The organism is Moorella mulderi DSM 14980 (genome assembly GCF_001594015.1).
Classification (GTDB): Bacteria; Bacillota; DSM-521; order Neomoorellales; family Neomoorellaceae; genus Neomoorella; species Neomoorella mulderi.
The window spans coordinates 22,207-35,921 of record NZ_LTBC01000007.1; the positions used below are offsets into that span (position 1 = coordinate 22,207).

Here is a 13,715-nt window from a genome sequence, read left to right on the forward strand (position 1 = left end):
TTTACCCTAAAATAACTGCGCACCAAGCTGGCATTGTTTTTGCTCGCTCCAAACAAATGCCAGCCCGTTATTTTAATCCTTCTGCTGGTACCGCATCAGCGGCATAGCTATCTTGTGCTAAACGGCATCTATCTTAATCACCCTGGCATCCCGCCAGAGGCGCTCCAGGTCGTAGAAACGGCGCTCTTCTTCCTGGAAGATATGTACCACCACCGCGCCATAATCAAGCAAGATCCAGCGGGCAGCATCCCAGCCTTCCCGGTGCAAGAGCTTTACCCCGGTTGCATCCAGGAGTTCCTCTACCCGGCCGGCAATGGCCTGGACCTGGGTTGCCGAGGTACCGCTGGCGATAACAAAGTAATCGGCAATGAGAGTAATCCCCCTGAGATCCAGGATGACCGGATCCAGTCCCTTCTTTTCTACCACTGCCCTGGCCGCCAGCTCAGCTACCCGGGCTGCGTCCATCAATCAATAACCTCCCCTGGCCAGTAAAATGTAGTTGCGTGCCTCCACCGTGGCCGGGTGGAGGGGCTGTTCTTTATCCAGGACGTAAATAATACTGGCTTCCAAGGCCTTCAACAAAGCCGCCTCCAGGTCAGTTGCCGCTGCTTTACGAATGCCCTGGACACCGGCAAACTGGCGCCCGGGTTCAATGACATCAGCCAGGTAAATAATTTTATCCAGCGTCGTCATGCCCGGCGCCCCTACCGTATGCCGGGCCACGGCCTGGAGAATGGCTTTATCGGTTATCCCCAGCTCCCGTTCCAGGAGCAGGGCTCCCACAGGGCCATGGAGTAAAACGGGTAGCCGCCTTTCCAGGTCGCAGGTTATGAGCCCGGCAGCCCCGGCCAGGTCCAGGAGTTCCCCTGGCGGTAAATCCCGGGCGTAATCATGTAACAGGCCCGCCAGGCGGGCCTGTTCCGGGTCAACACCGTTTTTTACTGCCAGTCCGGCTGCGGTATCAGCTACACCCAGGCTATGGCGGTAACGCCCTGCGGGCAGCCGTGCTGCCAAAAGTTGCAGGTACTTTTTCACTTTTTTAACCTCCGCCTGGCAGCTAACAAAAACCCCCTATTTGTTAAAAATAGGAGGTCAGGCTCAACTCCGGGTCTTACGAACGGGCCCGGGCTTCGTTGACGGTTAAGACGCGATTACCAAGTTCGGCGCCATTCATGGCGGCGATCATGCGGTCGGCATCGGCATCGTTAACTTCCACGAAACCGAAACCCCGGGACCGGCCCGTCTGGCGGTCGGTAATAATCCGCGCGCTCAACACTTCGCCGTGGGCCGCAAACGCCCTGGCCAGTTCTTCCTCGGTGGTGGCCCAGGGAAGGTTGCCCACGTACAGGGTACGCACCAATGCACTTCACCTCTTCTTTGATGTTAGTAGTAGTATATAGTCCTAGCTCTTTTCATATACGCCACAGTCCCGGGGCCGGTACAACCCCTGGCGGTGGATATAATCTTCTACTGCCTCCGGGAGTAGATATTTAATTGGTTTTTTATTTTGTACTCGCCAGCGGATATCAGTAGATGATATGGCCAGAGCTGGGACTTCAATGAGATGAATACGGTGCCTACCCTCAACCGGTAACATGGGTCTGGACTCCCCTAGCCGGTTCAACTGAAAACCGGGGCGCGTGGCGGCAATAAAATGGCACTCTTTGAGGAGCCTGTCGACATCCTTCCACGTCAAGATTTCCAGGATGGCGTCGGCACCGGTAATAAAGAAAAGCTGGACTTCCGGGCCGTAAAAGCGGCGAAACTCATGTACTGTATCGACGGTATAGGAATAGCCCTCCCGGTCAATCTCGCTCCGGGATACTTCAAAGTAAGGGTTGCTGGCCGTAGCCAGGACCGTCATCTGGTAGCGGTGTTCCGGGTCACTGACCCGGTAGTCCTTTTTATGGGGAGGTCGCCCGGAAGGGACAAAGACCACCTTTTCCAGGGCAAATTCCCAGCGGGCGGCTTCGGCCGTTACCAGGTGACCGAAATGAATGGGGTCAAAGGTTCCCCCCATAATACCTACCCGCCGGTAATTGTTTGAAGCCGTCATAACTCCCTCCCGGTTCCCTATGCTGATATTTTAACAATTACTGACGGATCTGTCCACTACCAAAGATAATATACTTAAAAGTTGTGAGCTGTTCCGGGCCCATGGGGCCACGGGCATGGAGCTTCTGGGTGCTGATGCCGATTTCCGCTCCGAAACCGAATTCATAACCGTCGGTGAAGCGGGTGGAAGCATTGACGTAAACGGCGGCGGCGTCAACCCGGGCCAGGAATTCCCGCGCCGTCTGGTAATCATTGGTGACGATGGCCTCCGAATGTTTGGTACCGTAGGTATGGATATGCTCCAGGGCAGCTTCCAAGCTGTCGACCACCCGGACGGCCAGGATCAGGTCCAGGTATTCGGTAGCCCAGTCTTCTTCGGTAGCCGCTTCCGCCCAGGGGACATGTTGCCGGGTGCGTTCGCACCCCCGCAAGACAACCCCCTTTTCCTTCAAGGCCTCCGCCAGGGAAGGCAGGAACTCTGCCGCCACCTTTTCATGGACCAGCAAGGTTTCCATGGCGTTGCAGACGCCGGGACGCTGGGTCTTGGCATTGATAACGATGTTTCTGGCCATCTCCAGGTCGGCTGCGGCATCGACGTAGACATGGCAGTTGCCTACACCCGTCTCAATCACCGGCACCGTAGCGTTCTCCACCACCGTCCGGATGAGGCCGGCGCCCCCCCGGGGAATCAGGACATCCAGGTATTCATTGGCCCGGAGCAACAGGTTGACGGCTTCGCGGTCAGTAGTCTCAATTAACTGGATGGCCCCCTCCGGTATGCCGGCGGCCGTTGCCGCCCGGCTGATGACCTGGGTCAGGGCCCGGTTGGAATTAAAGGCCTCCGAGCCGCCGCGCAAGATAACGGCATTACCGGTTTTCAGGCACAGGCCCGCCGCATCTACCGTCACGTTGGGCCGGGCTTCATAGATAATGCCGATCACCCCCAGGGGAACCCGCACCCGGCCAATCTGCAGGCCGTTGGGCCGCGTCCACATGGAAGTAACTTCGCCCACCGGGTCGGGCAACGCTACCAGTTCCCGCAAACTTACGGCCATGTCTTTGATGCGCTTCTCGTTTAACAGGAGGCGGTCCAGCAGGGCCCGGGAAAGGCCCTTTTCTTTGCCGGCAGCCATATCCCGGCCATTGGCCTCCAGGATGAAATCCTTTTCCTCCTCCAGGGCCCGGGCCATGGCCAGCAGGGCTTCATTTTTCCTGGCCGTGTTTAAATTAGCCAGGGTACGCGCTGCTTCCCTGGCCAGCTTACCCTTAGCCTGCACTTCTGCGGCTACATTCATGGCAGCCACTCCTTTGTATATGAGATGTGAGTTCAAACCAGGACTATCATGTTATCCCGGTGTACGATTTCATCGTAATCTTTATAGCCTAAGATTTCGACAATCTCCTTCGTTTTCCTGCCCTGGATACGGCGAATGGCTGCGGCCGCATAGTTGGACATACCCCGGGCAATTTCCTTGCCGTCCGGATCGATTATGCTGATAATGGCTCCCTGGTCAAAGTCGCCGTAAACGGCCACCACCCCCCCCGGTAAAAGGCTTTTTCCGCCCTGGCAGATGGCCCTGACGGCCCCGCCATCCACCTGGACCTGGCCCTGGGCGGCCGGCCCGTAGGCCAGCCAGCGCTTGCGGGTATGGGTGCGGTGTTCCCGGGGGATAAAGATGGTGCCTACCTCTTCCCCGCGGAGGACGGCGCTGATTCTCCCACCCTCCAGCCCGCTGGTGATCACTACCGGAATGCCGAAGCTGGTGGCCAGCCGCGCGGCCTGGAGCTTGGTGGCCATGCCGCCGGTGGACCAGGTAGAACCGGCCCCCCCGGCCAGGGCTTCAATCTCCGGCGTAATTTCTGTAACACAATGGAGCAAAGAGGCATCTTTGTGGTTGCAGGGGTTGGCGGTAAAAAGGCCGCCGGTATCCGTCAGCAGGATTAAAATATCAGCGTCAACCAGGCCGGCCACCAGGGCCGACAGGGTATCATTATCACCAACCCGGATTTCGTCTACGGCCACGGTATCATTTTCATTGACTACGGGTACCACGCCCAGGTGTAACAGGGTGGCCAGGGTGTGGCGGGAATTGAGATAACGGCGGCGGTCAGCCAGGTCGTCCCGGGTTAAGAGGACCTGGGCCACCAGCAGGCCGTAATCGCTAAAGAATTTTTCATACATGTGCATGAGCAAACCCTGGCCCACGGCGGCGGCGGCCTGCTTTTCCGGCAGTGTCCGGGGTTTTTCCTTCAGTCCCAGGCGACCCATGCCGGCCCCCACGGCTCCGGAAGTAACCAGCACTACCTGGCGGCCGGCATTGACCTGGTCCACCAGTTCCCGGACCAGGCGCTCCATGCGTTCCAGGTTTAACTTGCCTGTTTTATGGGTCAGGGTGCTGGTGCCTACTTTAACTACCAGCCTGCGGGCCTGTTGTAGAGCCTCGCGGCACTCTCTCTCCGTCAAGGCCGTCACCCTTTCAAAAATAACTCTATTGCAGGCTGGCATTGGGTTCGCTCGCTTCCGACAAATGCCAGCCCGGTATTTTATTTTTCTTCCCTGTACTCAAACTCATATTTACCTATTCTTACCGTAGCGCCGGGGAAGACGCCGGCCCGGCGCAGGGCGGCATCGAGGCCCTTGTGCTGCAGGTAAACCTGGAGACGGCGGACGGCTTCTGCGTTATCCAGGTAGGTCATGGCCACCCGGCGCTCGATTTCTCTATTTTTGACCAGGAAAACATTACCTTCCCTGGTTACTGTTATCTCTTCCGGGGCAAAGGTTGTCACCTTTTCTTCCCCTGGTTCCAGCAAAGGTGCCGGGGGTGGCAGGTTTTTGAGCATGCCTGCCAGGTGGTAAAGGAGGGCCTCAAGGCCGGCACCGGTAGCGGCGGCAATGGGAAAAATAGGGTAAGCATCGCTTAAGCGCTCTTTAAGGTAAGCCACTTTAGCTTCCCCGCCGGGAATGTCCATTTTGTTGGCGGCAATTACCTGGGGCCGCCGGGCCAGTTCCGGATTATAGTGTTCCAATTCTCTATTGACGGCCTGCCAATTATGCAGGACCTCTTCGGCCGGTAAAGATACGTCGAGGACGTGGACCAGGACCCTGGTACGCTCGATGTGGCGTAAAAACTTTAACCCCAGGCCGGCGCCCTGGTGGGCACCTTCTATCAGGCCGGGTATGTCGGCCACTACAAAGGAGTTTTCTTCACCTACCCGGACAACACCCAGATTGGGGGTCAGGGTGGTAAAGGGGTAGTCGGCAATCTTGGGCCGGGCGGCGGATATACGGGAAAGCAGGGTTGACTTGCCGGCATTGGGCATGCCGATGAGGCCGGCATCAGCCAGGAGTTTTAATTCCAGGATCAGCCAGCGTTCCTCCCCGGGTTCGCCCTTTTCGGCAAAAGTAGGCGCCCGGTCCGTCGGCGAGACAAAACGGGCATTCCCCCGGCCGCCCCGGCCGCCAGCAGCCACCACTACCCGCTGGCCGTCCTCTACCAGGTCGGCAAGGACCTGTCCGGTAGCGGCATCCCGGACTACCACCCCTACCGGTACCCGGAGGATGAGATCCGGGGCACTGCGGCCGTGTTTATTTTTCCCTTGGCCATGCTGGCCCCGCTCGGCCCGGTAATGGGAACGATAGCGGAAATCGACCAGGGTTCTTAAGGACGCATCGGCTTCCAGGATTACGCTGCCGCCGCGGCCGCCGTCGCCGCCGCTGGGGCCACCACGGGGGACATATTTCTCCCGCCGGAAGGCGACGACGCCATTACCGCCGTCGCCCCCGCGTACGTAAATTTTAGCTTCGTCGTAGAACAAAGGGAATAACATTCCTCCGAAAATAGGGTTATGCTAAAATCGGTTTTAACTGTTTCCTCAAGAGTAGTCCCATTTCTCCCTTTTCCGGTTCCCAGGTGAAGGGTATCTGCCGGCGCCCGGCCAAGCCTGCCAGGTAGTTTACTGCACCGGCAGGTACGATTGCCGGTACTACGGCTTTAAAGGACAGGTAATAGCCTTCCTCCACCTCAGTCAGGCTAACCTGGAGGGTATTTCCCTCACCGGCCAGGGCCAGGGCTAGGTCCCAGGCGGCCTCCCAGAGGGTGAGGGCCTCTTTATCATCCAAAGCCACGTTCTCCATCGCGGTATGTACGGCTATTGTTAAGGTTATGCCCCGGGCAGCAGCCTGTTCCATTTTGAGAAGGCTTGCCAGGGCCAGTTCAGGTTGTTTCAGGCGCATGAGCCGGCCCACCTGCTCGATCTGAACGATTACCTCTTGCAAATATGATAAAGCCCGGTCACTTTTTTGCAGCTGGAGATAACCGGAGATCACCTGGAGGTGATTCAAAATATCGTGTCTTTGCCAGCGCAACAATGAAATGATTTGTGCGGCCTGCCAGGTCATTGCAGACACCTCGCCCCTTATTATTTTCGCATGCCAATGGCGGGGGCACCAGCTTTGAAGGGCCGGTCCATAGCAGAAACCCCTGGATTTTTCCAGGGGTTCTTGTTAGCTGGCATAAACGCTGACCTGTTTCTTCTCGCGGCCTTTGCGTTCAAAATGGACAACGCCGTCAATCAGGGCAAAAAGGGTATCATCTTTGCCAATGCCGACGTTGCGGCCCGGGTGGATCCTGGTACCACGCTGGCGCACCAGGATATTGCCGGCCTTAACAAACTGGCCGTCCTGTCTTTTTACTCCCAGGCGTTTGGCTTCACTATCGCGGCCGTTCCGGGAACTACCTACACCTTTTTTATGGGCAAAAAGCTGTAAATCCATGATCATCTGGCCCACCCCCTTAGTTTCGGAAGTCAGATGCTTTTATATTCTACTGCTACATACTGCCTGTAATCGCTGGCTATAGCCTTCAGCCCCACTTCGATGGTTTTGAGAATCACCCGGGCCTTCTCCTGCCCGGCGGGGCTTAAGCCTGCCGGTAATCGGCAGTCCAGGACACCATCCTGGATGCTTACCACGGGTTCCTCTTCCAGATGTTCCTTCAGGCTCAAAACTGCCGTCTGGGCCAGGGCCGATACGGCGGCACAGACGATATCCTCTCCTTTAGGCCGGTAACCGGCATGGCCGGTAACGGTAAAGCCCGTGAAAGTCCCGCCCGTTCCCTGCCAGAAGACAACCCTGATCATTGCACCTCAATTTTTTCAATCCGCAATCGCGTATAGGGCTGGCGATGACCCTGCTTGCGCCGGTAGTTTTTCTTGGGCTTGTACTTGAAAACAATTATTTTCTTGCCCTTACCCTGGGCCTCTACGGTGGCGGTAACCCTGGCCCCGTTCACATAAGGGGTGCCTACCTGCAAGTCAGCGCCTTCGCCGACGGCCAGCACCTTATCCAGGACTACCTTTTCGCCTGCGGCTACCGGTAGCTTTTCTACCCGGAGGACGTCGCCCTCGCTAACCCGGTACTGCTTGCCACCGGTCATAATAATGGCATACACCTGAATCCCCCCAAGCTAAGACTCGCCACCGCCAGGTACCTGTTAGAAGGGTTTTAAAACCTGCGGCGAGCGGTTTAAAACTCTGGTGCGGCTTTCTGCAGTGTAACACATCTTCCTAGTACCTGTCAAGCATCGGCTAAGAGCCGCGCCCGGGCAAAGGTGCGGTAAACCCGGGTAACCTCTACCGGCACTTCCTGGCCGAGGTAAGATGCGCCGCCGGGTATATCCAGGACAAAGCCGTCCACCCTGGCGATGCCATCACCGCCGTTGACCGTGTGCACCCCTTCAATGGTAACTTTAAGGACCTGGCCGGCTTTGACGGGGGTGGCCAGGTTGTTGATTTCGTCCAGGTCAAAGAGCTCCCGCACGTTTACTTCTTCCAGGTGGAAATTTTCCTTGCCTTTGATGATCAGCTTTTTCCCGGCCCGCCGCTCCAGGAGGCGCAAGTGGGCTCCCCCTGAGCCAATAAGCAAAGAAGCTACAGCCGGATTGGCCTCCACCAGCAGGGCCCTGGCCCGGCTCCCTCCGGCCAGTTGCAGGACTTTTTTCCTGGCCTGGAGGGCTACCGTTTCTTCCGACAGGACCTTGCCCGTACCGTGGCAATAGGGGCAGTCCTGCTGCAGCACATTTCCCAGTTCCAGCTGGTCCTTTTTCCGGGTCATTTCCAGGAGCCCCAGGCGGGTAAAACCCAGGATCTGGGTTTTGGTTTTATCCCGGGCCAGTTCTCTTTGCAGGACTTTTATTACCTGCTCCTGGTGGGCGGGATTTTCCATATCGATGAAGTCGACGACAATGATGCCGCCGATGTTGCGCAGGCGAAGTTGCCTGGCTACTTCCACCGCTGCTTCCAGATTTGTCGTCAGGACCGTGTCGGCCAGGTTGTGGCGGCCGACATATTTACCCGTATTGACATCAATGGCCGTCAGGGCCTCCATCTGGTCAATAACCAGGTAACCGCCGCATTTAAGCCAGACTTTGCGCTTCAAAGCCTCTTCCACCTGGTTTTGCACACCATAGAGGGCAAAAAGATCGGCGCCATCCCTTAACACCACCCGGCGCCGCAGGTCTGGTGCCCGTTCGGCCAGGATCTCAATAACCCTGTTGTAGGTATCCCGGGAATTGACCAGGAGCCTGCTGACATCTTCCGTGTATAAATCCCTTAAAATACGTAAAGAGAGTTCCACATCATGGTGGAGCAGCCGCGGGGCTTTGCTCCGCCGGGCCATCTCGCGAATACGTTTCCAGGTCCGGCTTAAGGCCCTGCTGTCTTCCCGTAGTTCTTCCAGGCCGGCGCCGGCGGCTGCCGTGCGGACGATTAACCCCATGCGGCGCGGTTTAACCGCCCGGGCTAGGGTTTTCAGCCGCTCCCTTTCCTCTTCACTGCCGATGCGGCGGGAGATGCCGATATAATTAACCGTGGGCATGAGGACCAGGTAACGCCCCGGCAGGGTAATCTGGGTGGTGACCCGGGCACCCTTGCTTCCCTGGGGTTCTTTGACCACCTGGACTAGGATCTCCTGGCCTTCCCGGACGACGTCGCTGATACGTCGCCGGCTGCGGGGGGGTATTTCTCCCTCCAGGGCTTCCAGGCCGGTAGTATCATCAACAAAAAGGAAGGCGTTCTTCTCCAGGCCAATATCCACAAAGGCAGCCTGCATGCCGGGTAAAACATTGGCCACCCGGCCCTTATAAATATTGCCCACCAGGCGCGCTTTGGCGGCCCTTTCCAGGTATATCTCCATTAAGCGGCCGTCCTCCAGGACGGCCACTGCCGTCTCCTCGGCATCAACCTGGATTAAGATTTCTTTGTTCACCCATCTCTACCTTCTCATAAAGCGCTGCATTTTCGCTTCCGGGCCGGTGACCGTGGGGTTAACAAGGTCCTCCGGGGCGAGCAACCCATCGCCCCGGCGGATAAACAGGCCGGTACGGGTTACCCGGTAGGGGCCCTCCAGGGCCATGGCACTTACGACCTCTTCCGGGCGGACAACCCCCCGGGAGCTACACTCGAGGAGCATCGCCAGGGTGGCTTCCGGCTTTACGGCCAGCTGGAAAACGCCCGGGCGGATATCCTTGACCCTGGCGCCATCTCTACCCGGCCGGCTCACCTGGACCTCCGGGCGGGAGAGGAGCGCCTCAGCCTTCTGCTGCAAAATTTTTGGGTCGGGCGGCTCCTCCCAGGCGACCCGGTAAGCAGCAGCATCAATAATGGCGGTCAGGGCCGGTGCCTGGTCGGGAATGGCAAAGACCAGCAAGATTTCCAAACCTGCCGGCAGCTCGGCTTGTAGCTTTTCTTTGACTTCGGCCGGGTCAAGGACCACAGTCAATTCCATGTCCAGGTATTCCGCCAGGCTCTCTATCCCTACCGCCAGGGCCGGGCCGAAGGCCAGGCGCGGGTGGGGGTTAAAGCCGTGGCTATAGGCCAGGGGAAGCCCGGCCCGGCGCATGGCCCGTTGCCACAGGCGGAGCATCTCCAGGTGGCCCAGGAAAACCGCCCGGCCCCCCTTGCTATATTTTACCCGTAACCGCACTATCCCGGGGCCCTCCTTTCAGGATAAGGTCAACCCCCAGACCGGGACAAACGCCACAGCCGGTGCAACGCCCCGACCGGCAATCAGCCGTTACCCGGCCCTCATAGGCCCGCCGGCGTTCCCTTTGTAAGAAGTCCTTGGCTATCCCAAAGTCCAGGTGGTCCCAGGGAAATACCTCATCTTCCCGGCGTAGCCGGCAGGCATAAAAGGCCGGGTCCAGGCCTGTTTCCCTGAAGGCCGCCTCCCAGCAGCCGTAATTAAAGTATTCCGACCAGCCCTCTAATCTCGCCCCCCGGCGCCAGGCCGCCACAATCGCCTTGCTCAAGCGCCGGTCGCCCCGGGAGAGAACGGCTTCGATAAAGCTGACCTCTGCCTCATGCCAGCTAAAGCGCAGTCCCGGCCCTCTAAGGTGGGAGCGCAGCAGTTTTTGCTTTTCCTTAATTACTTCCACCCGGTCCTGGGGTTCCCACTGGAAGGCCGTCCAGGGCTTGGGGACAAAGGAGGAAACGCTGACGGTGACCGCCGGTTTTCCCCCAGGCGCCAGCCTCCTCCCCTGGTCCAGGATGCGCCGCGCCAGGTCTACAATGCCCAGGAGATCCTCTTCCCTTTCCGTGGGTAAACCCAGCATAAAGTATAGTTTGATGGCCTGCCAGCCGGCCCGGAAAGCCTCGCCGGTGGCCGTCAGGATATCTTCCTCATTCACGCCTTTATTAATGACATCCCGCAGGCGCTGGCTGCCCGCCTCGGGGGCAAAGGTGAGGGTACTTTTACGTACCCGCTGGACGGCTTCCGCCAGGCGGACGCTGAAGGCATCCACCCGCAAAGAGGGCAGGGAAACGCTGACGCCCTGATCAGCATAGGTAGCTGCCAGGGCCCGCGCTAGCTCCTCCACCCGGGAGTAGTCGGCCGTGCTTAAAGAGGTAAGGGATATCTCCTCGTGGCCGGTGTGGCGCACCAGCTCTTCCGCCTGGCGCAGGAGGATGGAGAGGTCCCGTTCCCGTACCGGGCGGTAAATGGCCCCCGCCTGGCAAAAACGGCAGCCGTGGGTGCAGCCCCGCATGACTTCCAGCATCATGCGGTCATGGATGACCTCCAGGAAGGGGACAATGGGCCGGGTGGGAAAGTAGGCCTCATCCAGGTCCGGGATCACCCGCTTGCTAATTCGGTGGGGTACCCCCTCCTCCCGGGGTACTACCGTGGCCACGGTGCCGTCGCTATTATATTCTACTTTATAAAGGGAAGGTACATAAAAGCCGGGCAGATTGGCTATGATCTTTAAAACCCGGCGGCGGTCGTTAATTGCTCCTTCTTTTTTTAACCTGCCCACCAGCGCCAGCAGTTCGGGTAGGGCCTCCTCGCCGTCACCCAGGAGAAAAGCATCAAAAAAGGGAGCCACCGGCTCCGGGTTGGCCACCCCGGGCCCCCCGCCGATAACTAAAGGATGCTCCGGGGCCCGCTCCGAAGCCATAAGGGGTATACCAGCCAGGTCAAGGATATTAAGAATTGTAGTATAACTCATTTCATACTGGAGGGTAAAGCCCAGGACGTCAAAATCAGTTAAGGGCCGGTGGGATTCCAGGCTGAAGAGGGGTAGATGTTCTTCCCGCAGCAGGGCCTCCAGGTCCGGCCCGGGAGCGAAGGCCCGCTCCATGAGCATCCCGGGCCGCTCATTGACGGCGCCGTAAAGGATGGCCAGGCCCAGGTGGGACATGCCTACTTCGTAAAGGTCGGGGTAAACAAAAGCCATGCGCACCGGATTTTCTTCCCAGTTCTTGTGAATGGCATTCCACTCCGTCCCCAGGTAACGGGCCGGTTTGGTAACCCTGGTTAACAACTTTTCCCAATCAATGTCCTGCAATTCCTTCGCCTCGCGCTGCTCAATTTCCTGGTCATTAGTATAGCAGGAAATGAGAAAAAAATATACCCTGAAGGTTTTCTATCCCGCGCGCCAGGCAATGGGTATTGTAACAAATAGAAAAAGGCGGGGCAAGGCCTGTTCTACTTCCGGAGCAGGGCATCCAGGGTATTATTCCCCCCTTCCAGGAGTTCCTGCAGGATTTCCGTTTCCGTTAAGATACCTTCCAGCCGTCCCCCTTTACCGATGACTGCTACCAGGTTGAAGGAACGGGGGGAGAAAGAGCGCGCCACCCTGGCCAGGGTAAGAGCCGGGTCGGCCACCAGCCAGAAGACCTTGCCGGCTTTAAGTTTATTTTCTTTACCCCGCTGCCGCCAGAAATCCTGCCAGAACATATAGGGCGCCACCTCCCCTTCCCGCCGGGCAGCGTAATAGATAAAGAGGGCCAGGGCCAGGCCCTGGAGATCCACCAGCCGGAAAAAAAAGCCGGCGATACTCCCCAGGCCCAGGAGGAGGGCCAGAACCTGGCCTCCGTAAACTCCTTCCACAGTCGCCCGGTACAGCCCGGTGTACTTCGCCCTTAAGGCCCGGTAGATACGCCCCCCGTCCAGGGGGAGGCCCGGCCAGAGGTTAAAAAAGCCCAGGATAAGGTTGACCTGGCGAAAAAAAAGGAGCCCGGCCGGCTCAAAGTTAAGCAACAGGCCAAAAAGGGTTATCCCCAGGGCCAGAAAGAAACTGGCCAGGGGGCCGGCCAGGGCGATTAGGGCTTCGTCCATAAAACCCCGTCCCGGAGGCCGCGTCAAGCGTGCCACCCCACCAAAGGGAAAGAGTTCCACGCTTTTGACCTGCCAGCCGAGGCGGTGGGCCACAAGGGCATGGCAGCCTTCATGCCAGGCCACAGCCGTAAACAAGAGTAAGGCCTGGGGTAAAACCCCCACGAGAAAATAAAGGCCCAGGAGGAGCAGGAAATAATCGTTGCAAATTATCTCTGCCGTCCCCAGTCGTCCGGCCCGCATGGTTTACATCTTACCGGGTGTTGTTAATAAGGTGCTGGGGTCCACCGGGCGGCCATCCTGCCGTACTTCAAAATGGAGCTGGGCCACCGGGCCTTTGGCCAGGGTGGCAATTACGCTGCCCTTTTCCACTGCCTGTCCCTGGCTTACTTTAACATGGCCCAGGGTGCCGTACACCGTGACCAGTCCCCGGCCATGATCTATTTCCACCACCAGTCCCAGGGCAGGGTCCTCCCCGGCCCTGATGACCTTCCCCGCCAGGGCGGCCCGGACAGTTGAGCCACCCGGGGCCTGGATATCGATGCCATTATGGAAATACTGCTGGCCGGCGGCAACCATCCAACCGTAGGGGCGGCTGATATTCCCCGAAAGGGGTACAGCCATGGCCGGCAGGGCCGGGCTGGCGGTCACCGGGACAGCACCTGCTCCCGGCGTGAAGGAATGGAAAACCCAGCGGTCGTAGGCATCCAGCCACATCCCTGAACGTACCAGTTGGGCTACGGCCTGGGTATAGTCCGCCGCCGGGTCGGCCAGGTAATGGCGCAATCCCAGCTGCAGGGGCTGGACCACGGGGCTGTCCAGGCGAAAAAGTATGGTTAGGGCCAGCCATAACAGGCCGGCAAAGATCCCCTGCCGCAGCCAGCGGCGGGGAAAACGCGGCGGCGGTAAGGCCCGCCCCGGTCCTGGCCAGCTACCCAGGGGTGCCCCTTTAATTTCTTCCCAGTCCCAGCTATCCCGCACCTTGCGTCCCCCCGGACAAGCATTTTTCTTTTACTATATATATGCCTGGCCGGCGGAGGTATGACTAAAT

16 protein-coding genes and 1 other annotated feature are annotated in these 13,715 nt (G+C 58.4%); all 16 genes read right to left on the minus strand.

Going from position 1 to position 13,715, the window contains the following annotated elements; all coding sequences use genetic code 11:
• Positions 1-117: 117 nt before the first annotated feature.
• Entirely contained in the window at positions 118-465 is a 348-nt protein-coding gene (rsfS, locus tag MOMUL_RS09560) for a ribosome silencing factor (RefSeq protein ID WP_062284586.1), read from the minus strand.
• Between the two features lie 3 nt (positions 466-468).
• Positions 469-1,035, minus strand: a complete 567-nt coding sequence (gene yqeK / locus MOMUL_RS09565; RefSeq protein WP_062284464.1) for a bis(5'-nucleosyl)-tetraphosphatase (symmetrical) YqeK — start codon at positions 1,033-1,035, stop codon at positions 469-471.
• Positions 1,036-1,111: 76 nt separating this feature from the next.
• Entirely contained in the window at positions 1,112-1,357 is a 246-nt protein-coding gene (locus tag MOMUL_RS09570) for an RNA recognition motif domain-containing protein (protein WP_054936377.1), read from the minus strand.
• A gap of 45 nt (positions 1,358-1,402) precedes the next feature.
• On the minus strand, positions 1,403-2,056 hold the full coding sequence (gene nadD, locus MOMUL_RS09575) for a nicotinate-nucleotide adenylyltransferase (RefSeq protein ID WP_062284465.1): 654 nt from the start codon (positions 2,054-2,056) through the stop codon (positions 1,403-1,405).
• A gap of 37 nt (positions 2,057-2,093) precedes the next feature.
• Positions 2,094-3,350 (minus strand): glutamate-5-semialdehyde dehydrogenase, encoded by a 1,257-nt coding sequence (locus tag MOMUL_RS09580; RefSeq protein ID WP_062284467.1) that lies wholly within the window; start codon positions 3,348-3,350, stop codon positions 2,094-2,096.
• Positions 3,351-3,382: 32 nt separating this feature from the next.
• Positions 3,383-4,561, minus strand: a complete 1,179-nt coding sequence (gene proB, locus MOMUL_RS09585; protein ID WP_062284469.1) for a glutamate 5-kinase — start codon at positions 4,559-4,561, stop codon at positions 3,383-3,385.
• 38 nt (positions 4,562-4,599) lie between these two features.
• A complete protein-coding gene (obgE, locus tag MOMUL_RS09590; protein WP_062284470.1) occupies positions 4,600-5,871 on the minus strand; it encodes a GTPase ObgE in 1,272 nt (423 codons plus the stop codon).
• A gap of 28 nt (positions 5,872-5,899) precedes the next feature.
• A complete protein-coding gene (locus tag MOMUL_RS09595) occupies positions 5,900-6,454 on the minus strand; it encodes a Spo0B domain-containing protein (RefSeq protein WP_062284472.1) in 555 nt (184 codons plus the stop codon).
• 105 nt (positions 6,455-6,559) lie between these two features.
• Positions 6,560-6,829, minus strand: coding sequence for a 50S ribosomal protein L27 (gene rpmA, locus MOMUL_RS09600; RefSeq protein ID WP_054936379.1), 270 nt, complete (start codon positions 6,827-6,829; stop codon positions 6,560-6,562).
• Between the two features lie 32 nt (positions 6,830-6,861).
• Complete coding sequence (locus MOMUL_RS09605; protein WP_062284473.1) at positions 6,862-7,194, minus strand: ribosomal-processing cysteine protease Prp; 333 nt, start codon at positions 7,192-7,194, stop codon at positions 6,862-6,864.
• Positions 7,191-7,505 (minus strand): 50S ribosomal protein L21, encoded by a 315-nt coding sequence (gene rplU / locus MOMUL_RS09610; protein ID WP_062284476.1) that lies wholly within the window; start codon positions 7,503-7,505, stop codon positions 7,191-7,193. Before rplU ends, MOMUL_RS09605 begins: the two co-directional genes overlap by 4 nt.
• An 8-nt stretch (positions 7,506-7,513) precedes the next feature.
• Positions 7,514-7,590, minus strand: a sequence feature (ribosomal protein L21 leader region).
• A 40-nt stretch (positions 7,591-7,630) separates the two neighbouring features.
• Complete coding sequence (locus MOMUL_RS09615) at positions 7,631-9,319, minus strand: Rne/Rng family ribonuclease (RefSeq protein WP_062284478.1); 1,689 nt, start codon at positions 9,317-9,319, stop codon at positions 7,631-7,633.
• 6 nt (positions 9,320-9,325) lie between these two features.
• Positions 9,326-10,036: a TIGR03936 family radical SAM-associated protein gene (locus MOMUL_RS09620; protein WP_062284479.1), complete on the minus strand. Its 711-nt coding sequence runs from the start codon at positions 10,034-10,036 to the stop codon at positions 9,326-9,328.
• Complete coding sequence (locus MOMUL_RS09625) at positions 10,014-11,894, minus strand: TIGR03960 family B12-binding radical SAM protein (RefSeq protein WP_062284481.1); 1,881 nt, start codon at positions 11,892-11,894, stop codon at positions 10,014-10,016. The genes MOMUL_RS09620 and MOMUL_RS09625 overlap by 23 nt, the downstream gene beginning before the upstream one ends.
• A gap of 140 nt (positions 11,895-12,034) precedes the next feature.
• The gene (locus MOMUL_RS09630) at positions 12,035-12,907 is read right to left on the minus strand and encodes a M50 family metallopeptidase (RefSeq protein ID WP_062284483.1); all 873 of its coding nucleotides are present in this window, start codon (positions 12,905-12,907) and stop codon (positions 12,035-12,037) included.
• A gap of 3 nt (positions 12,908-12,910) precedes the next feature.
• Positions 12,911-13,645, minus strand: coding sequence for a murein hydrolase activator EnvC family protein (locus MOMUL_RS09635; RefSeq protein ID WP_062284485.1), 735 nt, complete (start codon positions 13,643-13,645; stop codon positions 12,911-12,913).
• Between the last annotated feature and the right edge of the window lie 70 nt (positions 13,646-13,715).

Excerpts from the sequence above, each read along its gene's own strand:
- rsfS (WP_062284586.1), bottom strand. The coding sequence starts at position 465 with ATGGACGCAGCCCGGGTAGCTGAGCTGGCGGCCAGGGCAGTGGTAGAA.
- nadD (WP_062284465.1), bottom strand. The coding sequence starts at position 2,056 with ATGACGGCTTCAAACAATTACCGGCGGGTAGGTATTATGGGGGGAACC.
- MOMUL_RS09580 (WP_062284467.1), bottom strand. The coding sequence starts at position 3,350 with ATGAATGTAGCCGCAGAAGTGCAGGCTAAGGGTAAGCTGGCCAGGGAA.
- proB (WP_062284469.1), bottom strand. The coding sequence starts at position 4,561 with ATGCCAGCCTGCAATAGAGTTATTTTTGAAAGGGTGACGGCCTTGACG.
- MOMUL_RS09595 (WP_062284472.1), bottom strand. The coding sequence starts at position 6,454 with ATGACCTGGCAGGCCGCACAAATCATTTCATTGTTGCGCTGGCAAAGA.
- rpmA (WP_054936379.1), bottom strand. The coding sequence starts at position 6,829 with ATGGATTTACAGCTTTTTGCCCATAAAAAAGGTGTAGGTAGTTCCCGG.
- MOMUL_RS09605 (WP_062284473.1), bottom strand. The coding sequence starts at position 7,194 with ATGATCAGGGTTGTCTTCTGGCAGGGAACGGGCGGGACTTTCACGGGC.
- MOMUL_RS09630 (WP_062284483.1), bottom strand. The coding sequence starts at position 12,907 with ATGCGGGCCGGACGACTGGGGACGGCAGAGATAATTTGCAACGATTAT.